21 protein-coding genes are annotated in these 20,752 nt (G+C 61.9%); 6 read left to right on the top strand and 15 right to left on the bottom strand.

Annotated features, from left to right (window positions below):
- The first annotated feature begins 28 nt into the window (after nucleotides 1-28).
- Genes PRZ01_RS08720 through aroQ form a run of 3 tightly spaced genes read left to right on the top strand, consistent with a single transcriptional unit; the run spans nucleotide 29 to nucleotide 2,770 of the window.
- Nucleotides 29-1,438, top strand: a complete 1,410-nt coding sequence (locus tag PRZ01_RS08720) for an MFS transporter (RefSeq protein ID WP_273596379.1) — start codon at nucleotides 29-31, stop codon at nucleotides 1,436-1,438.
- A 37-nt stretch (nucleotides 1,439-1,475) separates the two neighbouring features.
- Nucleotides 1,476-2,327, top strand: coding sequence for a shikimate dehydrogenase family protein (locus tag PRZ01_RS08715; protein ID WP_273596378.1), 852 nt, complete (start codon nucleotides 1,476-1,478; stop codon nucleotides 2,325-2,327).
- Complete coding sequence (gene aroQ, locus PRZ01_RS08710) at nucleotides 2,324-2,770, top strand: type II 3-dehydroquinate dehydratase (RefSeq protein ID WP_273596377.1); 447 nt, start codon at nucleotides 2,324-2,326, stop codon at nucleotides 2,768-2,770. Before PRZ01_RS08715 ends, aroQ begins: the two co-directional genes overlap by 4 nt.
- Before the next feature lie 65 nt (nucleotides 2,771-2,835).
- Here aroQ and PRZ01_RS08705 read toward each other — a convergent pair whose 3' ends face one another.
- The 4 genes from PRZ01_RS08705 to PRZ01_RS08690 are packed head-to-tail and all read right to left on the bottom strand — an operon-like array spanning nucleotide 2,836 to nucleotide 7,665.
- Entirely contained in the window at nucleotides 2,836-4,401 is a 1,566-nt protein-coding gene (locus PRZ01_RS08705; protein WP_273596376.1) for a DHA2 family efflux MFS transporter permease subunit, read from the bottom strand.
- Between the two features lie 3 nt (nucleotides 4,402-4,404).
- On the bottom strand, nucleotides 4,405-5,652 hold the full coding sequence (locus PRZ01_RS08700) for an HlyD family secretion protein (protein WP_273596375.1): 1,248 nt from the start codon (nucleotides 5,650-5,652) through the stop codon (nucleotides 4,405-4,407).
- A 51-nt stretch (nucleotides 5,653-5,703) separates the two neighbouring features.
- Nucleotides 5,704-7,152: an efflux transporter outer membrane subunit gene (locus PRZ01_RS08695; RefSeq protein WP_273596374.1), complete on the bottom strand. Its 1,449-nt coding sequence runs from the start codon at nucleotides 7,150-7,152 to the stop codon at nucleotides 5,704-5,706.
- Between the two features lie 12 nt (nucleotides 7,153-7,164).
- Entirely contained in the window at nucleotides 7,165-7,665 is a 501-nt protein-coding gene (locus PRZ01_RS08690; RefSeq protein ID WP_273596373.1) for a MarR family winged helix-turn-helix transcriptional regulator, read from the bottom strand.
- 152 nt (nucleotides 7,666-7,817) lie between these two features.
- Between PRZ01_RS08690 and PRZ01_RS08685 the strand changes: the two genes are divergently transcribed.
- Nucleotides 7,818-9,665: an ABC transporter transmembrane domain-containing protein gene (locus tag PRZ01_RS08685; RefSeq protein WP_273596372.1), complete on the top strand. Its 1,848-nt coding sequence runs from the start codon at nucleotides 7,818-7,820 to the stop codon at nucleotides 9,663-9,665.
- Nucleotides 9,666-9,767: 102 nt separating this feature from the next.
- Here the strand turns inward: PRZ01_RS08685 and PRZ01_RS08680 are convergent, their stop codons facing one another.
- The 5 genes from PRZ01_RS08680 to PRZ01_RS08660 form a co-directional block, all read right to left on the bottom strand.
- Entirely contained in the window at nucleotides 9,768-10,232 is a 465-nt protein-coding gene (locus PRZ01_RS08680) for a hypothetical protein (protein WP_273596371.1), read from the bottom strand.
- Nucleotides 10,233-10,348: 116 nt separating this feature from the next.
- Entirely contained in the window at nucleotides 10,349-10,948 is a 600-nt protein-coding gene (locus PRZ01_RS08675) for a DUF4136 domain-containing protein (protein ID WP_273596370.1), read from the bottom strand.
- Nucleotides 10,949-11,038: 90 nt separating this feature from the next.
- Nucleotides 11,039-11,668, bottom strand: coding sequence for a hypothetical protein (locus PRZ01_RS08670; RefSeq protein ID WP_273596369.1), 630 nt, complete (start codon nucleotides 11,666-11,668; stop codon nucleotides 11,039-11,041).
- A gap of 68 nt (nucleotides 11,669-11,736) precedes the next feature.
- The gene (locus PRZ01_RS08665; protein WP_273596368.1) at nucleotides 11,737-13,350 is read right to left on the bottom strand and encodes a YbaY family lipoprotein; all 1,614 of its coding nucleotides are present in this window, start codon (nucleotides 13,348-13,350) and stop codon (nucleotides 11,737-11,739) included.
- 228 nt (nucleotides 13,351-13,578) lie between these two features.
- Entirely contained in the window at nucleotides 13,579-14,028 is a 450-nt protein-coding gene (locus PRZ01_RS08660) for an RT0821/Lpp0805 family surface protein (protein WP_273596367.1), read from the bottom strand.
- Between the two features lie 102 nt (nucleotides 14,029-14,130).
- Here PRZ01_RS08660 and PRZ01_RS08655 point away from each other — a divergent pair, with 102 nt between their 5' ends.
- Nucleotides 14,131-15,102 carry a thymidylate synthase gene (locus PRZ01_RS08655; protein ID WP_273596366.1) on the top strand — a complete coding sequence of 324 codons (972 nt, stop codon included), beginning with the start codon at nucleotides 14,131-14,133 and terminating at the stop codon, nucleotides 15,100-15,102.
- A gap of 38 nt (nucleotides 15,103-15,140) precedes the next feature.
- On the opposite strand, the gene PRZ01_RS08650 is transcribed toward PRZ01_RS08655, so the two are convergent.
- Together PRZ01_RS08650 and PRZ01_RS08645 are read right to left on the bottom strand one after the other, a co-directional pair.
- On the bottom strand, nucleotides 15,141-15,716 hold the full coding sequence (locus tag PRZ01_RS08650; protein ID WP_273596365.1) for a CoxG family protein: 576 nt from the start codon (nucleotides 15,714-15,716) through the stop codon (nucleotides 15,141-15,143).
- A gap of 8 nt (nucleotides 15,717-15,724) precedes the next feature.
- The gene (locus PRZ01_RS08645) at nucleotides 15,725-16,333 is read right to left on the bottom strand and encodes a 3-hydroxyanthranilate 3,4-dioxygenase (protein ID WP_273596364.1); all 609 of its coding nucleotides are present in this window, start codon (nucleotides 16,331-16,333) and stop codon (nucleotides 15,725-15,727) included.
- A 152-nt stretch (nucleotides 16,334-16,485) separates the two neighbouring features.
- Here PRZ01_RS08645 and PRZ01_RS08640 point away from each other — a divergent pair, with 152 nt between their 5' ends.
- Nucleotides 16,486-17,559, top strand: coding sequence for a LysR family transcriptional regulator (locus PRZ01_RS08640; RefSeq protein ID WP_273596363.1), 1,074 nt, complete (start codon nucleotides 16,486-16,488; stop codon nucleotides 17,557-17,559).
- A gap of 1 nt (nucleotide 17,560) precedes the next feature.
- Here PRZ01_RS08640 and PRZ01_RS08635 read toward each other — a convergent pair whose 3' ends face one another.
- The 4 genes from PRZ01_RS08635 to PRZ01_RS08620 are packed head-to-tail and all read right to left on the bottom strand — an operon-like array spanning nucleotide 17,561 to nucleotide 20,729.
- Complete coding sequence (locus PRZ01_RS08635; protein WP_273596362.1) at nucleotides 17,561-18,394, bottom strand: aspartate dehydrogenase; 834 nt, start codon at nucleotides 18,392-18,394, stop codon at nucleotides 17,561-17,563.
- Nucleotides 18,395-18,402: 8 nt separating this feature from the next.
- Nucleotides 18,403-19,227, bottom strand: a complete 825-nt coding sequence (locus tag PRZ01_RS08630; protein WP_273596361.1) for an FAD binding domain-containing protein — start codon at nucleotides 19,225-19,227, stop codon at nucleotides 18,403-18,405.
- On the bottom strand, nucleotides 19,220-19,717 hold the full coding sequence (locus PRZ01_RS08625; RefSeq protein WP_273596360.1) for a (2Fe-2S)-binding protein: 498 nt from the start codon (nucleotides 19,715-19,717) through the stop codon (nucleotides 19,220-19,222). Before PRZ01_RS08625 ends, PRZ01_RS08630 begins: the two co-directional genes overlap by 8 nt.
- Nucleotides 19,718-19,769: 52 nt before the next feature.
- Nucleotides 19,770-20,729 carry a dihydrodipicolinate synthase family protein gene (locus PRZ01_RS08620; protein ID WP_273596359.1) on the bottom strand — a complete coding sequence of 320 codons (960 nt, stop codon included), beginning with the start codon at nucleotides 20,727-20,729 and terminating at the stop codon, nucleotides 19,770-19,772.
- Nucleotides 20,730-20,752 lie beyond the last annotated feature (23 nt).

Genomic DNA, 20,752 nt, shown 5'->3' with positions numbered 1-20,752 from the left:
TTGATAGAACAACCACAGGAGACATTCCATGAGCATTACCCACACCCCGAAAATCGGGGCCAGTCGCCAAGCCAAGAAAGCCACCGCCAGTGGCTGGATCGGCTCGGTGCTGGAGTACTACGACTTTTTCATCTACGCGACCGCCGCATCGCTGGTTTTTCCTCAGCTGTTCTTTCCGTCCACCGACCCCAAGATCGCCATCGTCGCCTCACTGGCCACCTACGGCGTAGGCTATGTAGCGCGCCCCATAGGCGCGATGGTGCTGGGTCATTGGGGTGACACCCATGGCCGCAAGCAGGTGCTGATTCTTTGCATGTTCCTGATGGGCTTGTCGACCATGGCGGTCGGCATGTTGCCCACCTATGGCCAGGTCGGCGTGCTCGCCCCCATCTTGCTGGTGGTGCTGCGCTTGATCCAGGGCTTTGCGGTGGCGGGTGAAATCTCCGGTGCCAGCTCCATGATTCTGGAACATGCGCCCTTTGGCCGACGCGGCTTCTTCGCCAGCTTCACCCTGCAAGGTGTGCAGGCCGGGCAGATTCTGGCCGCTGCGGTGTTCTTGCCCTTGGCCGCCTGGCTGCCCAAAGAAGACTTCAACACCTGGGGTTGGCGCATTCCCTTTTTGCTCAGCTTTGTCGTGATCATTGCGGGCTATTACATCCGGCGCGAAGTGGATGAGACGCCCGCCTTCACCGAGGCCGACAACAAAGGCCAAGTGCCCAAAGCGCCGATGGTTCAGGCCATTAGCGAAAGCTGGCCCGATATGCTGCGCGTGATCTGCATGGCCTTGATGAATGTGATCCCCGTGGTCACCACCATCTTTGGCGCGGCGTTTGCGGTGCAGCCCGGCTATGGCATCGGCTTCGACAAGGCGGTTTATTTGTGGATCCCCGTACTGGGCAATTGCCTGGCCGTGCTGGTGATTCCTTTTGTCGGCAATCTCTCTGACAAGATTGGCCGCCGCCCCTTGATCATTGCGGGCGCCCTGGGTTCGGGCCTGCTGTCGTTTGCCTATTTGTACGCCATCAGCATCAAGAACGTGCCGCTGGCGATTGTGATGTCTCTGCTGATGTGGGGCCTGGTCTATCAGGGCTACAACGCCACCTTCCCGAGCTTCTATCCCGAGTTGTTTCCCACCCGCACCCGGGTCTCGGCGATGGCAATTTCGCAGAATCTCGGCACCATGATCACCGCCATGCTGCCGGCACTGTTTGCCAGCGTTGCCCCTCCCGGCGCCAACAACATCCCCGTGTTGATCGGCTCCATGACCCTGGCCATTACAGCGGTGGCGGCCTTGGCGGCCTGGAGTGCGCGAGAGACCTTCCGGGTGCGCATGAGCGAATTGGGCAAGCCCATGGCCGTACCTGTGTCTGAGCAAGAGTACCGGCGCCTGCGCACGCAGTCGGTGGTGTCCGCCAACGGCTCCAAGATGTTCACCTGAATTCACTTGGGGTGGGAAAAGGAGAAAGGACAATTTTGTGATCAACGGCAAGACTCAACTTATCACGCACCTGGGCTATCCCACCGAGGGATTCAAGGCGCCGATGATTTACAACCCCTGGTTCGAGCAGGAAGGCATCGACGCTGTCGTGGTGCCCATGGGCGTGAAGCCCGAGGACTATGCCGCCACCGTGCAGGTGCTGCGCCGCCTAAGCAATTGGCGTGGCGCCCTGGTGACCATGCCCCACAAGGTCAGCACCCTGAGTCTGGTGGACGAACTCACCCCCACGGCCCAGGTGGCCGGCGCGTGCAACGCCATCCTGCTGCGCCCTGATGGCAGCCTGTTGGGCGACCAGTTCGACGGCGCGGGCTTTGTGCGAGGCCTGCAGCGCAAGGGCTTTGCGCTGATCGGGCGGCGCGTGCTGGTGTCAGGCAATGGCGGCGTGGGCTCGGCGATTGCGGCGTCCTTGGCGGCGGCCGGTGTGGCGGAGTTGGCCTTGTTCGATCATCATCAGCCCTCTTCCGAAGCCTTGGCCCAACGCCTGAACTCGCACTACCCCCAACTGCGCACCCGCACCGGCTCCAACGACCCCGCAGGCTTTGATTTGATCGTCAACGCCACGCCGCTGGGCATGAAAGAGGGTGACCCCCTGCCCTTCGACATGGACCGGGTTTCGCCCGCCACCTTGGTGGGCGAGGTGGTGATGCGCCAAGCCATCACACCCATGCTGGCCCTGGCTCAGGCCAAAGGCTGCCCGATCCAGCAGGGCACCGACATGTTGTTCGAGATGATTCCCGCCTATCTTGAATTCTTCGGCTTCGGCACAGCCACACCGGAACAACTGCGCAACGTTTCGCAGATCCGCTACGCGGACGAGACAGCGCCATGAAGGTTTCGGCCAAGACCGTTTTGATGCTGCACGGCATCAACCACAATATGTTCGGCCAACGCGACCCGGCCCAATACGGCACCGTCACGCTGGCCGAGATTGACGCCCGTCTGCAAGCACTGGGCCGAGAGTTGGGTGCCGAGATCCAAAGCTTTCAAACCAATGCCGAAGGGGCCATGGTCGAGCGCATCCACCAAGGTTTTGTCGACCAGGTGGACGCAGTGTTGATCAACGCGGGCGCCTGGACGCACTACAGCTACGGCATCCGGGACGCCTTGGCAATGCTGACCTGCCCGGTGGTGGAACTGCACCTGTCCAACATCCATGCGCGCGAAGCCTTTCGCCACCACTCCGTTTTTGCCGACATCGTCAAAGGCCAAATTTGCGGCTTTGGCGCGGACAGCTATCTGCTCGCGCTGCGCGCGGCGCTGTCGGCGCCATAAGACAAGTTGGCAATATAAAAGCGGGCTGCTTTTCATGCAGCCCGCTTTTCATTTTTCAAGCGCCCTCAGTGCGCGCCACCCGCATCCACCGGCGCAGCCCCGGCGATGCGCGGCGGTCGTCGGGTCAGCCAGATGGCACCGATCAAGCCAATGAAAATCACGGCAGAGGCCAAAAAGATGTCGTCCGCACCCCGTGTGAAGGCTTGCTGGTCGATCAAGCGATTGATCTGAGCCCAGGCCTGCTGCGAGCTCAAGCCCAAGCTGGTCAAGTTCGAGATCGTTTCACCGGCCACCGGGTTGCCCAGGCTCAGTTGCTCCACCATGTGTTGATGGTGCAGGGCAGCGCGGTTCTCCCACAGCGTGGTTGCAATGGACGTGCCCATGGCGCCCGCTGTGATCCGCACAAAATTCGACAAACCTGCCGCCGCGGGCAACCGCTCAGGCGGAATGCCGCTGAGCGTGATCGTCGTCAAGGGGATGAAGAAAAACGCCAGCGCCGCGCCCTGCAGCAGGGTCGGAATCATGATGGTGCCGAAGTCTGTTTGCGTGGTGAAGTTGGCACGCATGCCCAGCACCAGCGTGAACATCACAAAGGCAAAGCTGGCCATCTTGCGAGGGTCGAAACGGGCCACGTTTTTGCCCGCCACCGGCGACAGCAAAATCGCCAGCAGGCCGACCGGTGCCAAGGCCATGCCGGCGTCTGTCGCGGTGTATCCCATGTACTGCTGCAGCCACAAGGGCAGCAACACCACATTGCCGAAGAACAGGCCATACGCGACCGACAAGGTGGCAGCACCGAACAAAAAGTTGCGGCCCGCAAACAAACGCAGGTCAACCACCGGATGTTCGTCGGTCAACTCCCAGGCGACAAACAGCGCGAAGCCCACCAGCGCAGTCACTGACAAAATCACAATTTCAGGGCTGGCGAACCAGTCCAGCTCTTTGCCCTTGTCCAGCATGATTTGCAGCGCACCGACCCAGATCACCAGCAGGGCCAGGCCCACACCATCGATGGGAAGCTTGCGAACCACGGTTTCTCGCTCGCGGTAAATGCTCCAGGTCAAAAACGCCGCAAACAAGCCCACCGGCACGTTGATATAAAAAATCCACGGCCACGAGACGTTGTCGGTGATCCAGCCGCCCAGCAGCGGCCCGACCACCGGCGCCACCAGCGTGGTCATGCCCCATAGCGCCAGCGCGGTACCCGCCTTGGCACGCGGATAGCTGGCCAACAGCAGCGTTTGCGAGAGCGGAATCATCGGCCCGGCCACCAAGCCTTGCAGCACTCGGCAGGCCACCAGCATCTCCAGCGAATGGGCGAATCCGCACAGCCACGACGCCAACACAAACAACAGCACACTGGTGGTGAACAGGCGCACCGCGCCAAAGCGCTGTGTCAGCCAGCCAGTCAACGGCACCGAGATGGCGTTGGCCACCCCGAAGCTCGTGATCACCCAGGTGCCTTGCACGGGGCTCACGCCCAAATCGCCTGAAATGGCCGGCAAGGACACATTGGCAATGGATGAATCCAGCACATTCATGAAGGTGGCGAGCGACAAGGCCACGGTGCCCAACACCAGGGCCGAGCCCTTCAGCGGCGGAGGAAACTCCGCAGTTGCAGGCGCGCTCATGGCTCAGCCCTGCGCCTTCTTGAGGGCGGCTTTGGCCATGGGCTTGGCCTGCCCCAGGTTCGCCTTGATGATGCGGGCCACGTCTGCGTCGGCAGCGGCATCCACCTTGTCGTAGATGGTGGTCTTGCTGGCGCCAGCGCTTTGCGCCGTGGCGCCGGTCAGGCTGGCGCCGCTTTGGTCTTGCACATCGATGCTCACGTTCATCGACAGGCCGACACGCAGGGGATGCGCCGCCAGTTGTGCCGGGTCCAACGCGATCCGCACGGGCACGCGCTGAACCACCTTGATCCAGTTGCCGGTGGCGTTTTGCGCGGGCAGCAGCGCGAAGGCCGCACCCGTGCCGGCGGACAAGCCCACCACTTTGCCCTGGAATTCAACTTTGCTGCCATAAACGTCGGCAACCAGCTTGGCCGGTTGGCCGATGCGCAGGCGGGCGACTTGCCCCTCCTTGAAGTTGGCATCCACCCAGGCTTGCTGCAAGCCCACCACCGCCATCAACGGCGAGCCGGCGGCCACGCGCTGGCCGAGCTGAACCGAGCGGCGTGCCACCCAGCCGTCCACGGGTGCCAGCAACTCGGTGCGCTGTTGGGCCAGATAGGCCTCGCGCAGCTTGCCCGCTGCACGTTGCACGTTGGGGTGGTCGGCCACTGGGAGGCCATCGGTCAGCACTTGGTTCGACGACAGCTGCTCCTGCGCCGCTTGCAGGGCCGATTGCGCAGCGGCCACGGCAGCCTTGCCGGTTGCCACTTGGGCGTTGGCGTGGTCCAGCTCTTCTTTGCCGATGGCGCCGGTGCTCAACAAGGGCTGGCGGCGTTGAACGTCAGCCTGCAGGCGCTGCAGCTCACTTTGCGCACGGGTCAGATCGGCCTCCCGGCTGCGAATCTGCGACTCCAGCGTGGCATTGTTTGCATACAGGGTGCGCACTTCTCTAACGGTTTGGGCCAGCTGACTCTCGGCTTGGTCCAGCGCTACGCGGGTGTCAGCCGGATCCAGGCTGACCAAGGACTGCCCGGCCTTGACGAAGTCGGTGTCGTCGACATTGACCGCGCGCACGGTACCGCCAACGAGGGGGGTAATTTGCACGACGTTGGCGTTGACGTAGGCGTTGTCGGTTTGCTCGACGCGGCTACCCACCATCCAATGGTAGACCCCGTAAGCACCCAGGCCCAGGATGACGGCGATGCTGATCGCGGTCAGTGCAGTCTTGCGGTTTGACTTGGCGGCGGCGTTGTTGATTTCAGATGCGCTCATGACGATGTGATGTTGAATTTGTGAGATGGGTGGGTCAGCGTGCGTGCACGGTCATTCGTGCCAATCGCCCCCGAGGGCGCGCACCAGGCTGACCTGGGACTCCAGCAACTGGCCTTGCAAGTCCAGCGCCATGCGTTGTTGCTGCAGAACTGCACCATGTGCGTTGAGCACCGCCAATTTGTTGCCCAAGCCAGCGTTGAAACGCTGTGTCTGCAACTCGGTGCTGGCCTGTGCGTTTTGCAGCAGATTGGCTTGCTCACGCTGTTGCTCCTGCAGCGATTGCACGGTGCGCAGTTGGTCGCTGGCGTCGCGCACCGCGTCCAGCACCGCGCCGTTGTAGGCGGCCACGGCGGCGTCCACTTCCGCGGCGGAGCCTTGCAACTGCGCACTCAGTCGGCCCGTGTCAAACAAAGGCAAGCGAATCGATGGGCCCAAGCCGTACTGCAAGCTGCCGGCCTGCAGCAATTTGTCCAGCCCGATGGCGCTGTAGCCTGCAAACGCGCTGAGGCTGACGTTGGGATAAAACTGGCTGCGGGCCAGCGCCACTTGATGGCCGGCGGCCTCCACACGCCAGCGCGCAGCGATCACGTCGGGGCGCCGCCCCAGCAGATCTAAGCCTGGACCTTGCGCCGCCATGGGCAAGGTTTGCGGCAGCTTGGGGGCCAGCTCGCGCAAGGCGCTGGCGTCTTGCACGCTCAGGCTTGCCAGCATTTGACGCAGGGCACCGGCTTGTTCATCCAGCACGAGGGCTTGACGCCGCAATTCAGGCAGGGGCGACTCGGCCGTGCGCTTGTCTTGCGCGTTATCCAGACCGGCTACAACGCGTTGGCGCACCAGGCTGAGCGCTTCTTCACGCTCGTTGATCTGCTGGGTCAACAGCGTTTTCTGAGCCAGCACGCGGCCCAGAGCCAGATAGCTACGCGCCACCTGAGCTGACAGCATCAACGCTGCCGCCGCTTGATCGGCCTCACCGGCCTTGGCCTGGCCCAAGGCCATATTCAGTTCCGCCGCATGACGGCCAAAAAAGTCCCAGTCGTAATGGACTTCACCCTGAACGGTGGACATGGTGCGCAGGCTGCCGCCATAAGGCGGCGGATACAGGCTGTGCTCAGGAAAGCGCTGATACGTGGCATCAAACCCGGCGCCGACGGTGACCCGGTCGGCCGCCTTGGCGCTTTCAATTTGCGCCTCGGCCCGATCAATGCGCGCCCGGGCGGCAGCCAAGCTGGGGGATTGCGCCAAGGTGCGCTGGATAATCGTATCCAACTGCGGGTCGCGCAGCGCCACCCACCACGCCGACGCGCGGGTCAGCTCCGAAGGCGCTGGGCTGGTTTGAGCGGGCAGGCCCAGTTGGCTGGCGTCAATCGCCTGGGCCGCAGGTTTGAGCTGCGGAATGGGCGCGCACGCCGCCAAGGCCAGCGCAGCACTCAGGGCCGCAGCGAGCGGAAGCAAGGTCCGACCTTGGGGGATGTTTGAGGTATTGGGATACAGCTTCGTCATGGCTTGAATAGGCTATTCGCCTTGGGGGGTTGCGGCAGGGCCTGCTCCACGCAGCGCCTCGCCGTTGTCAATCATTCGTTGCAAGAGGTTCAACAACAGGCGCCACTCCTGCTCGGAAAATCCTTTGAGGTGAGCGTTGTACACATCGGCCAGCACAGCAGGCAGTTCGGCGGTGATGCGCCGGCCTTCTTCGCTGAGAGACACGGTGACCACCCGGCGGTCGTCGTTGCAGCGCTCGCGTTTGACCAGGTTTTTGGCTTCCAGTCGATCGAGCAAACGGGTCAATGCCCCGGCGTCGGTGCCCAATTCACGGCCTAGTGCCACAGTGGACCTTGGCCCACACAGTCGCAAATTGATCAAGGGGGCCCACTGCGCGTGGGTGAGGCCCACGTGGTGCAGTTGCAAATCGGCTTGCTGAACGATGGACTGTTTGAGCTTGCGCAGCAGCCAACCCACACTTTCGTCACGGGTGTAGTTTTCAGCGTTATAGAACGATTGCTTGGCGTGCGGCATGGCGGATAAAGCTCAGGCAAATGAAAGGCATAAATTTAATTGCCTAGGCAATCATTGTCAATGCAATTAAAAGACCTTTCACCACGCCTTGGTATTCCCGCCACATGCTCCACATAGACTGGCACCACACCCGCAGCTCTGCCCCACACCACATGCCCCAATCATCGCAATCGATATTGCCCCAAGCCCCCCAAGCTGCCGATCCGGCAGACCTAGCAGCCGCCAAGGCTAACGCTGACGCCCAGCGGCGTGCCTTGAGTGGCTTGCTGCCCTTTTTGCACCCCTACCGCTGGCGCATTGCCGCCGCACTGGTCTTTTTGGTGATGGCGGCCTTGGCCACTCTGGCCTTTCCCCTGGCCCTTCGCGGCTTGGTGGATCAAGGCATGGTGAGTGCCCAACCCGGCGACCGCCTGATGGCGATGCGCGAGCACTTTCTCGCCTTGTTTGGCGTGGGCGCGGCCCTGGGTGTTTTTTCAGCCCTGCGCTTCTACACGGTGACCTGGCTGGGCGAGCGGGTCACGGCCGACCTGCGCAATGCGGTATACCGCCACGTGATTCGCCAAAGCCCTGAGTTTTTTGAAACCACACAAACCGGCGAAGTACTCAGCCGCATCACCACCGACACCACGGTGGTGCAAACCGTTGTGGGTTCGAGCTTTTCGATGGGCTTGCGCAGCACGGTGATGGGCATTGGCGCCATGGTCATGCTTGTGGCCACCAATCCGGTGGTGATGATGCAGGTGCTGGGCATTTTGCTGTTGGTGGTGATGCCGGCCATTTATTTTGGTCGCCGGGTGCGCAAGCTCAGCCGTGCCAGCCAAGACCGCGTGGCAGACACCAGCGCCATCGCCGCCGAGGTGCTCAACGCCGTGCCGGTGGTGCAAAGCTACACCCAGGAGAACGGGGAAGCGAATCGCTTTTCGCAAGCCAGCGAGCGCGCCTTCGAAACGGCCCGCAAACGCACCCGCATGCGCGCCGGCTTGGTGGCGTTCATCATCACCGCCACCTTCGCCGCCCTGCTTTGGGGTTTGTATGAAGGCACGCAGGCGGTGATGGCGGGGCGCATCTCGGCCGGCCATCTCGGGCAGACCGTGGTGTACGCGATTTTGATGATCAGCAGCGTGGCGGTACTGGCCGAGGTGTACGGCGAAGTGCTGCGCGCCGCAGGTGCCATGGAGCGGCTGATGGAGTTGCTCGCCAGCCGCTCACCCGTGCGTGAGCCCGCACAACCGCGTGCGCTGCCACTGGTGCAAGGCGGCACGGCCCTGAGCTTGCAAAATTTGCAGTTCAACTACCCGTCGCGCCCGCAAACAGCGACTTTGCAGGCCTTCAATCTCGACATTGCACCGGGAGAAACCGTCGCCTTGGTGGGCCCCAGCGGTGCGGGCAAAAGCACCGTGTTCCAACTGCTGCTGCGCTTCTATGACGCTCAGCAAGGGAGCATCCGCTTGAATGGCGTGGACACCCGTGAGCTCAACCTGCATGACTTGCGGGGCAGCATCGGCTTGGTGCCGCAAGACAGCGTGGTGTTTTCCAGCAGCGCCATGGAAAACATCCGTTATGGGCGGCCCGATGCCAGCGACGACGAAGTCATCGCCGCCGCCAAAGCCGCGTTTGCCGATGACTTCATCCGCAAGCTACCCGAGGGCTACCAAACCTTTTTGGGCGAACGCGGCGTGAGATTGTCTGGCGGGCAACGGCAGCGAATCAGCATCGCCCGTGCGATGTTGAAAAACCCGCCGCTCCTGCTGTTGGACGAAGCCACCAGCGCCCTGGACGCTGAAAGCGAACGCGTGGTGCAAGCCGCGCTGGAAGCCGCGATGCAAGACCGCACCACCCTGGTGATTGCCCACCGTCTGGCCACCGTGCAACGCGCCGACCGCATCATCGTGATGGAGCATGGGCAAATCGTCGAGCAAGGCACGCACACCGAGCTCACGGCCAAAGGCGGCCTCTACGCCCGCCTGGCCGCACTACAGTTCGACCTGAAACAGCCTTGAAACAAACTTGATGCGGGAAACAAAACAGCCCCGGAGGCAATCCGGGGCTGTCGGGGGTTCAAGTCAGCAATTCAGCCAGCACGTCGGCCGGCATTTCAAGCATCAATGTTGCGCTGCCGAGCCCGCCTGCGCAGCCGAGGCCGCAGCTGCTGCATCAGCCGCCTGCCCTTCAGGCGTTTGCACGATGACGCCCGGTGAAATCGAAATGTCGTTGGCAATCGCCACACCCGTCACGTAATTGCGGGTTTCACCAAAACAGCTGGTGGGCAAGCCCACCTTTTGTTCGTAGTGCAGGGTGACACGGCGCCCCATCACGGCGTTCAGCTCGGCCGCGACTTTGTCGTCCAACACGGTGAACACGAACTTCTCCACTGAAGATGTGCCGGGCAAAGACACCAAGGCGACCTCACCTTCCCAGGTTTTGCAGATCCAGCCTTTGTAGGAAAGCTTTTGAATCCAGCCGGCGCGCTCGCCCGAGGAGTAGCTCCAACGCGTGAAAAACCAGAAATACGCCGTGATCAGCAGGGCCAATACCAGCAGGCTGAGAAGGATTCGCTTGAGGGTCATGTTGATTCTTGATATCGAAAGCGTCAGAAAACCCGGGCATTGGACCTGAATTTTCCGGCTTTCAGCAAAATATTTCGGGCCCGGCACCGATTTTCTTCAATGCGGGCACTGAACACTTACTGACTGGCGCCGCCCGGTGCGGCCACCGGGAATTTGGCAAAAGCGGCGGCCACAGCGGCATCAATGCTTAGCCGGACTTGTTCGATGTCCTTCTCCGTCACGCTGTCCTTGACCACCGCCTCCCACACCATTTGCTTGTGTGCGGCGTCGATCACGTCGATATTGAGCGTGCCCTCTTTGTAGGTCGTGACCGTAGTTTCATCGCGGTACATCGGCCAGGGGCTGTACAAGCCCGCACGATAGCCGTAGTAACCCATGCCCATGGTGGGCGCTGGCATCGTGGAGACGCGCATTTTTTCGTTCAAGGCCGCATTGAAGTTGACCAGCAAGTCGGGCGACGTTGCGTCATAACGCAGGCCACGTGCTTCCATTTCATGCTGGGTGGCGGCCTTCAGGTACTGCGACACCATGCTTTGGTAGCCGCCACGGTCGGTGCCCAGGGGCGACGCAAAACCGAAGGTCTTGTAGGCCGTGAAGTTGGCCCCTTCGGCGACGCCCGTGCGCACCTCAGGGCCGCTGGCGCAACCGCCCAGCAACAAGGCGACCGCAAAGGTAGCGGCACCCATCACCCGGCGCAAGTTCAGATTTTGTTTCATGAGAACGCTCTCTTTCTGATGTGGTGGCCCGATGAGCGACCGCCCAGGGCTCGCCAGCTGTTTTGACCGAGGTTAGACGGGCCCGTTGATTTACTTGGATTTGGCGCGGCGCACCACGCTGACGGCGGCCGCTTCAACGAACACAGCACGCACCTCTTGCCCGACCTTGATCTTGGCCAGATCGACATTGTCGGGCGCTGTCACTTCCAGTGTGCGTTTGACGCCGCGCAGGGTCACCACCCGAGCCTTGCGATCAACGCCCTCCACCACGGCCAACAACTCGATCTTGCGGCCAGCGCTGGTGCTGGGCAAACCGCCTGCTGAACCGCTGCCTTGGGTGTCGGTCACCACGCGCTCACGAATGCCCGTGGTTTGCGCCGTGGGCTCCAAGGCGACGGCCACCGCCGCTGCATAACGGATCAACAACTCGTCACCAACATGCACTTGATCGAAATTCTCGACCGAGGCGGGCACATCAACATGCACCAACTTGCCCTTGCTGTTGCGCAGCACCACCGTGCGCTGAGCGATGTCGAGCTCAACCACCTTGGCGCGCAGGTCCACCTCGCCGCCCTTGATGCGCACATTGCCCTTGGAGGCCGACACCGCAGTGACCGTGGGCTCCTGTGCCGAGGCCAGGCCGGTGATCGCGACCAAGCTGGCCAGCAAGGCCAAGGCAAGGCTACCGCGCTTGACTGTGTTGAATTGATTTGTGTTCATCGCATACTCCCGTTCTGTTGTTCAATGAAATGAGTCGAATTGAATTGAATTGAAAGCGCTGGGCATCGTCAACGCAGAAAAACCGCGACAAAGCGCCCCAGCACCTGGTCCCCTGCAAGCAAGGTCAGCTGCTGCCCCTGCACGCGGAAGCGGGTGGTAGCGCCCAAGAGGGCCAGCACCTTGTTTTCGATTGCCATGGCCGCGGGCGTGCAAGCCATGCGCGTACCTGCCAGGCCGGCAAACACCAGGCTATCGTCCTTCAAGGTGTACTGCCCCATCAACCGGTTGCAGCCAGAGAAACCACTGACCCGATGGTCTTGTGTGTGCAGGGTGATCTGGATGTCACGCATTGCATGCAGGCCCGTGGGCTGGGACTCACCATCCATCGCGATCAATTTCCAGTAGGTATTGACGAGGCTGACATCGCTCCCGCTGGGGGTGCTTTGCTCGACAGCGGGCATCTTCATGACGGCTTTGACGCCACAGCGTTGCCCTGCCTGTACTTCGATGAAACGATCAACGCGAAGGTGCTCACGGGCGGCGCCGTCAGGGTCGGCCGCGCCTGCGACCTTCGACAGGCTGCCTTCAAATCGCACCATCAGCGCGGCACCGGGTGCCGATCGCTGCTGCACATAACTTTTCTCCAACGCGGCATAGTCGCCCGTCATCAGCAAAGGCCAGCGTAAACCCGTCTGACAGTCGGTGAACACGGCGGCATCGGCCTGATAGACCACCTCACCGCGCCAGATCAAAGGCTCAACAATGGCGTCCACCTGCGCAGTGGACTTGAGCACGTAGTTCAGCTTTGACGCAATGGCTTGCCCATGAATGTCCAATTGCCGCAATTCGATTTCAGGACCCGACCCGGCGCGGCTTGCGCGATCAATTGCCAGAAATTGCTGCCCCGCTTCATGGTGCAACACAAGGGTTCGCCCGTTGCGCCCGTTGCTTTCGGTCGACCAACGTCCCTGCTGCGAAAACGGTGCCGAAGGCTTGCCCAGATAGACACTGCGCATCCGGTACAGGCCGTCTGGCCGAAGCGTCAGGGTTTGAGAAATGCCCGGGCAATCTGCACAAGGATACACGCCGGTGAAGCTCGCCGGCAATTGCACGCCAGGGAGGCTGAGGCTCGCCACAACGTCGGCGGTAACCGCGGCGGGTTTTGAACGGTGTGTCGTTTTTTTGTAGGGCGGATACACCTCATGCAACTGCATACGGGGTTGATTGTCATGCTCCCGAGTCAACACCCCGTAGTGGTCCATGGTGGTGTAGAGAAGTTTCCCGTCCAGATCAATGGTGGCACGAACAGCGTAGCGATGCTGGGCGTTGACAGCAGCTTTTGGGATTTTGAAGTTGAAGGGCAATGGCACCTGCGCCCCGTTCAAGGGTCGGTCAATCTGAGCCAGCACCTTGGCCGGCGCGTCGGCCAGGGACACATCCAAGACGCTCACATGCAGCACGGCAGCGGGCGGCAGCGCAATACGCTCGCGGTAGCTTGCCGTCCCTTCAATCACAAACATATCGGCCACCTCACTTGTCACAGTTGCAGCTTGCGGCTTGTCTTCAGGTGCCGCTTGAACGCTGGACAACAGAACTGAAAACCCGCAAGCGGCCAGCAAGGCCAAGCTGCGCCGCCGCATCCGAACGCCGCTGTTTTTCAACGGCAGGAGCAAGAAAGACAAGGCAGCAAGGGGGTGACTTGAACGGTTTTGGCGAGTCGGGCAAATTTGGCGATTCAGCATCGAACCAGCACTCCAGGGTCAAGCAAAGTGGAATCAGCCAGGGTTATAGCCGAACTGGGTGGCCTCCCGGATGCAAACCCAGAGCCCGGCGAACTAACCCCCTAGTTTCACGGTGCTCATCGCATTCAGGTGCCACAGCGGCTGCCTGGCCTTGAATGCGCAGACCCGTCAGTTGTCCAGATCCGGCCCGATCAACTTCCAAGGCGCGCCGGCCTTGACTTCGCAGAATCGATAAACGCCTTGGTCCATGCGCTTGCCCCATTCGTTACGAATCAGCACTTTGCGGCAATGCCGACCCTTGTCCTCGTAGCGTTCCAGCGCAGTCACCGCACCCGATGCGCGAGTCTTGTCATTTTTCCAGGTGAATGGGGGTGCGTCGTCCTTGGCGTCCGACAACAAAGCACTGTTGATGGTGTTCAACATGAGCGTTTGATCCTCGGCATTGAAGCGAGTGATCACCGTATTTTTCAAAATGCGGACTTCACCCGCTGCCTGGGCTGTGAGTACTGAACCACACAGGCTGGCGCACAACAAGGCGTGGCGGACAATGGACGGGCGAAGGGTTACGGCTTTGATGATGGCACCTGTGATCGGCAGTGGTTCTGAATGGCGAAGCATAGGCTTGAAGAATAGCCTCAAAGCCCCACGCCCGGCTTCACAGGACGCAGAAACTGTGGCGCAGGCCCTAGAATTCCGGTCTCTGCAGCCTGCAATTTATCCATGAAACAGTACCTCCAGCTTGTGCAGGACATCCTCGACAACGGGGACTGGCAAGACAACCGAACTGGTGTCCGCACGCTCAGCATGCCGGGCGCGATGATGCGCTTCGATCTGCAGCAGGGCTTTCCGGCCGTGACCACTAAAAAGCTGGCCTTCAAATCGGCCGTGGGTGAATTGGTGGGTTTTCTGCGGGCGACGCGCAGTGCCGCAGATTTTAGAAATCTTGGCTGCAAGGTCTGGGACCAGAACGCCAATGACAACCCGCAGTGGTTGGCCAGCCCCTACCGCGAAGGCCCCGATGACCTGGGCCCCGTTTATGGTGTGCAATGGCGCGAATGGCCCGCGTACAAGATGATTCCGGTCACGCATGAGGTCCAAATCAAAGACGCTGAGAGTCGGGGTTATCGCCTGATCACCGTGTTTGAAGAAGCCGGGCAGCGGCAAGCCCTGCTGTACAAAGCAGTGGACCAGTTGCGTTACTGCCTGGACACCATCATGAAGAACCCGGGCGACCGGCGCATCCTGTTCCATGGCTGGAATTGGGCGCAGCTCGAAGAAATGGCGCTGCCGCCCTGCCATTTGCTCTACCAATTTTTGGTCAACGCGAGCAAAAAGGAAATTTCGCTGTGCCTATACATCCGCAGCAATGACGTGGGCTTGGGAACGCCCTTCAATTTGGTGGGCGGCGCGGCGCTGACCCATTTGGTGGGGCGTTTGACTGGCTACACCCCCAAGTGGTTCACCTACTTCATCGGTGACGCCCACATTTACGAAAACCACCAAGACATGCTCAACGAGCAACTCCGCCGCACGCCCTTGGCGGTGCCGCAGCTGCGTTTGTCGGATCGCGTTCCGGATTTCGCCAAAACCGGCATCTACCAGCCGGAATGGCTGGAGCGAGTCGAACCCAGCGACTTCGTGCTGGAAGGCTACGAGCACCATCCCCCGCTGACCGCACCCATGGCGGTTTGACGGCCATGGCGCGGGGCGGGGCGGGACTCACCTGCGCCTCAAGCTGGCGTACGTCGGGGCGAGAGCCAGCCGCGCAGCCAGTCGATACAGCGGTGTATCCATGAGCGGCGCACGCCGGCATCGGCTTGCGCCGCGAGCTCGGGCGTCGGCTCGGCATCAGTGGCGACTGCACGTGGCGCGATGGCCTGCTCAAAACGCTCAAAAAATTCGCCAATAATTTTCTGCGCTGCAGCGTCCACCACGCGCGAGCCGATCTGCGCCAACTTGCCGCCAATCTGCACGTCTGCGGTGTAGGCCAGCAGGCAACGGCCTTCATCCAGTGCGTTCAGCGCCACCTGGGCGCGCCCTTTACCGAAGCCTGCAACACCGCCCTGCCCTTCAAACTGCACGGTATAGCTGGCAGGTGGGCAGATGTCTTGCATCTGCAGCTGAGCCTTGAAGCGCGCCCGCACCGGGCCCACAGCAGCCATGACCTGCAGTTGCAATTGGTCTGCAGCGCTGCGACTGAGCGATTCACAACCTGGGATGCAGGCCTGCAAAACCGCATCGTCATTCAAGGCCGCCCAAGCAGCGGCCTGGGAGCAAGGGAGTTCACGTTGGTTTTCAATTTTCATGGCGTGACTCAGCTTTGGGCCGCATCGTTCAACGGCGCGACAGGCACCGCTGCGTGTGGATGCTTCTGGGCGATCACGCCGTGCCAACTGCGCCAGTCACGGCCTGGATGTTGCTCGCCGCAATGCGTGCACACGCGCTCCGCATCCGGGCTGTTGTAGAAGCTCTGGTACAGCGGCGGCAGGTCGCCCACGATGCTTTGCAGCTGCACTTCGTGGCGTTGAATCAACCCGCCGCAGTGCGCGCAATACCACTGAAACACGTCTTTGGCCCCTTCGGCACGCTGGCGCTCAATCACCGTGCACAGGCTGCCCGGCTCGGGGCGCTGCGGCGAATGCTGAACGTGAGCGGGCAAGAGAAAGATGTCGCCCTCGCGCAGGTCCACCCGCTCGAACTGCCCGCGGTCCCACAAAATCAGGTGCGCATTGCCCTTGAGTTGATGGAAGAACTCTTCATGCGGGTCGTCATGAAAGTCCGTGCGTTGGTTCGGCCCGCCGACGACGGTGCAAATGAAGTCGGCGTTTTGCCAGATCTGTTGGTTGCCCACCGGCGGCTTGAGTTCCGCGGCGTGATCGGCAATCCAGTTGGAAAAATTCAGGGGGCGTCCGTATTTCAGCATGATGGGGTCTTTCTCAGTGAGGGGAATTGTTGCCTGCCAACAGGCCCGCGTCTGCAATGGCAGAGCGCGCTGCTGCAAGTACTTTGAAAATTGAGGGTCACAACAAAATTGTGAAATTGCCGTGCAGCGCTGTGGTTATCATTCGCCCGCCTATGCCCACCACACCTCACGACACCTCGCTCACACTTGCACTGACCAGCCGCCCAAGCGCCCGGCCGGCCAACGTGTCTTTGAAGCAATTGCGAGGTTTTGCCGCCGTGGCACGTGAAGGCAGCTTTACGCGGGCTGCTGCGGCCTTGTTTTTGAGCCAGTCGGCGCTTTCGGCCTTGATTCGGGGCCTGGAGAGCGAGTTGGGCCTGCGCCTGTTCGACCGCACCACCCGCCGGCTGGAGATGACCGATGCGGCGCGCGAACTGATGCCGGCGGTGCAGCGCCTGCTGGCTGATCTGGACCGCGTGGCTGGTGATCTGCGGGATGTTGCGCAACGCCGGCGTGGCCGCGTGCGGTTGGGTACTACGCCCTTGCTTGCCGCAAGCCTGATGCCCCAGTTGTTGCGCAGCTTTCAGCAGCACTACCCCGACATCGAGCTGAGTCTGCTCGATGCCAGTGCCGACGTACTGCTGGGCAAATTGCGCCTGGGCGAGTTGGATCTGGCGCTGGCCACCTTTGATGCGCGCGAACCCGATATCGAATCCGAAGCCCTGACCCGTGACGCCATGGTCGCGGTCTGCAGCCAAGACCATTTCTTGGCGGGTCGAGCCCACATCAGTTGGGCTGAGCTGCTCGATCAGCCCTTGTTGTTGCTGCGTGAAGGCAGCGGTCTGCGCGCCTTGGTGGAGCGTTGCTTTGCGCCGCTGGGCGGCTGCCCCAAACCGGCCCAGGAGGTGACCCACATTGCCACCGCCATGGCCATGGCAGCTGCGGACATGGGCGTGGCCATTCTGCCCGCCTATGCCTTGCATGTGTCGGTGCTGCACGCGGCCACCCAGGGCGGGCTGGTGGGCGTGCCTTTGCGCCAACCGGCGGTATCGCGGGAGGTGTCGCTGGCGCATCTGCAGCAACGCTCGCTCTCCCCCGCCGCACAAGCCATGGCGGAGCATTTGCGCCAGCACCTGGCGCAGGCCACGCAGCCCCAGCAAGGCGCGGGCGCGACGGCGAACAACACGGGGGATGCACGGCAGGCAGTTCATCGCAAAAAGGCCCAAAGCAAACACCGCGCCGCTTGACTTACACGCTGACCGTTGCGCGGCGCGACAGAATGCTGCGCAAGACGCTGTAGGGCGTGACCATCGAGGTCTTGGGATTGTCAGGAGACGCGGTGTTGTTGAGTTGCAGGCGCATTTCACCGGCATCCCCCACGGCTTCCACCTCATGCACATTGCCTTGAATACAAGGGTCGGCAATCAGTTCCACCCGGGTGTCGTCCATGCCCAGGGTGCACAGCGCCAACGTGGCGGCAACGTTGGCATTTTTGGGATAGTCGCGCGCGGCCTCGCGAGCACTGCCACAAAAGAACACCGTAGGCACGGTGATCGCAGCCAGATCCAACAGACCTTCTGCCGGGGTGCCCCGCCAGGCCAGCGGCGGCTTGCGGGAACGCAGGCAAACGCGGCTTAGACCAGCCAGACGGGCGGCCTGCAGATAATCCAGCCCAGCCAGGGCACCCGAGGGCAACATCAATTGGCGCCCGGCGCTTGTTGCAGCTTCGGTCAACTCAGCATGCAGCGCAGCGTCTGAGAGCACGCCCACCGACACCAGCAGCAGATCAACGCCGCTGCGCAGCACCGCAGCGCCATATGCTTTCACGGCACCGTGGCCTGCGGCCTCCACCACCAGGTCAGGCTTCAGGGCCAACAACGGCGCCAAGGCGGTGACCACGGGAATATTCAAACTCGCCCCCTCGTCGGCATGCTGGCACAGCGCGCCGACGAGGGTTACCCCATCCGCCTCGCGAGCCAGCAGTTCTTGGGCAATCACACGCCCGATGGCGCCAAGGCCGATCAAGGCCACGCGCAGGGGGGCAGGCGCCGCAGCGCCATGCTGGTTCAGGTTTAAAGTCATGGGGGTCATCAAAAGATCTCAATCGCTTTGGAAACGGCTCGCCGTGCCACCACGGCGGCCAGATGGGCGCGGTAGTGGGCATCGCCGTGCACGTCGCTGGACATCAGGTCCGCATCGACCGACAAGCCTTTCAAGGCGTCGGGGCTGAAGTCACGGCTCAAGGCCTGTTCGAACGCCGGTAGCCGCACGGCACCTTGTGCGGTGCCGGTCAAAGCCACGCGCACCGTGGTGCCCGTCAAGTCGGGTTGATCGAATTGGGAGATGGCGACACCCACCAACGCAAACCGCGAGGCAGCCTGCTCATGCTTCAGATAAGCAAAGCGGCGGGGCCGCCGCAAGCGAAGGCCGCACAAAACCTCATCGGGCTCCAACGCCGTGCTGAACAAGCCGCAGAAGTAATCATCCACCTCAACGGTGCGTCGGTCGGTCACGAGGCTCGCACCCACCGCCAACATGGCGGCGGGCCAACATGCCGAGGGGTCCGCATTGGCCAGCGAGCCCCCAATGGTGCCCATGCTGCGCACCTGTTCGTCCGCAATGTGGCCGGCCAGATCGGCCAAGCCAGGCGCCCAGGCCTGAAGCGCCGCATTGCGGGCCAAGGACGCGTGGGTCTGCATGGCGCCCAGCGTCAAGTGATCGCGGGTAACGCGGCAGCCCCCTTGAAGCTCCGGCACACCGGCCAGATCGACGATGCGCTCCGGCGCCATCAAGCCGAGCTTCATGGCACCCAGCAGGCTTTGCCCACCGGCCAGCAGCTTGCTGTCCGCCCCATCGCGCAACAAAGCCAGCACATCGGCCAAACTGCTCGGGCGGCAGTATTCGAAGTCACGCATAGGATGCAACTCCCCGTTCGGCGGCCAACCACTCACAAATGGCGGCGACGATGCCTTCATACCCGGTGCAGCGGCACAGATTGCCGGCCAAGGCCTTGCGCACCGCACTGTCTTCTGCGGGCACGCCCTCTGCCAGCATGGCCTTTGCGCGCATCAGCATGCCGGGCGTGCAGTAGCCGCACTGCAAGGCATGATGGCGAGAAAACGCACGCTGAAGCGCATGCAACTGCCCCGCTTCATTCAAGCTTGCCAGGCTTTCCACCGTTTCAACGGTGCTGCCCTGCGCTTGCGCGGCCAACACATTGCAAGCCTTGACGGCCCGGCCTTCCATCACGACGGTGCACGCGCCGCACTGCGCGGTGTCGCAGCCGATGTGTGTGCCGGTAAGGCCCAGATCGTCACGCAGCACTTCGACGAGCAGTGCCGCATTGCGCGGCCGGCGCTCGCAAGGACGGCCATTCAGGGTCAGCTTGAGGTTGAAATGAGTCACGCCAAGGTTCTCGGTGGGGTCACGGGGAGGTAAGCGGTGGATGGGTGCAAGCTCAGGCTAGCTTCAAGCCGCTCTTGGCGAATTGCTCGCGAATGAGCGCTTTTTCCACCTCGCTCAGCTGCAGCAGCGGGCGCCGCACGGCCCCCCCTGCTTGCCCCAGCAATTCCAGCCAATACTTGCTATGGGCCTGTGGCTTGCCCTTGGGCTTGCTGGCCTTGAAGGCTTGGCGGGCAGGCTCCAGGCTGTCGCGGACCACACGGGCCTCGGCAAAACGGCCTTCGAAAGCAAGGCGCGTGTACTCGTTGATGCGCTGATCCACGGCGGTCTGCAGAAGCAGCGGCGGGGTTGAGCACAGGTACAGGCGCCAGCCAAGCTCTTCAATGTTGTCCAGCCACTCTTCTTCAGACGCCGTGCTGACCTGAATCTTGTCGCCGACCAAACGGCTCAACTCGACGTACATCTCACGCGGCACGCTGTACTTGATGGCCACGATATTGGGCAGCTCCGCAATACGCGCACACAACTCAGGGCTCATGAGGTAGCCGCAATCGGGGTGGTTCCACATGGCGATGCCGATGTCGAGTTGCTCACTGATATAGCGGTAGTACTCGTAAATCGTCTCGTCAGTGTCTGCGCCGAAATGCAGCACGGGGCTGTGCACCACGATCCAGTCGGCACCGCAGTCTTGCGCGTGGCGGCCCAGTTCCAGCACGGTGTCAAGGTTGGTGTCCGAGCACGACATCACCGTGCGCGAGCCATGTTGCCGCGCCACTTCGGCAGCCAGGGTGAAGCTGCGCTTGCGCTCCGCCATCGACATCGAGAAAAACTCGCCCTGCTTGCCGGCAACGAACAAACCGCCCAGTTTGAGGGCACCCGTCCAATGCGCCACATTGGCGCGAAATGCGGCTTCGTCCATCGATCCGTCGGGCTTGAAGGGGGTCAGCATCGCCGCCCAGACGCCGGTGAAATGGGCCTTGGCATATGCCTTGGCGTCTTGCTTGGTGTAGTCCATCAGGAAGTGCTCCAGGTTCAAAT

This window comes from Roseateles koreensis (genome assembly GCF_028595305.1).
In the GTDB taxonomy this organism is placed as follows: Bacteria; Pseudomonadota; Gammaproteobacteria; order Burkholderiales; family Burkholderiaceae_C; genus Paucibacter_A; species Paucibacter_A koreensis.
Note: the sequence above shows the minus strand (reverse complement) of the source record. Positions and strands in the feature narration are given on the sequence as shown.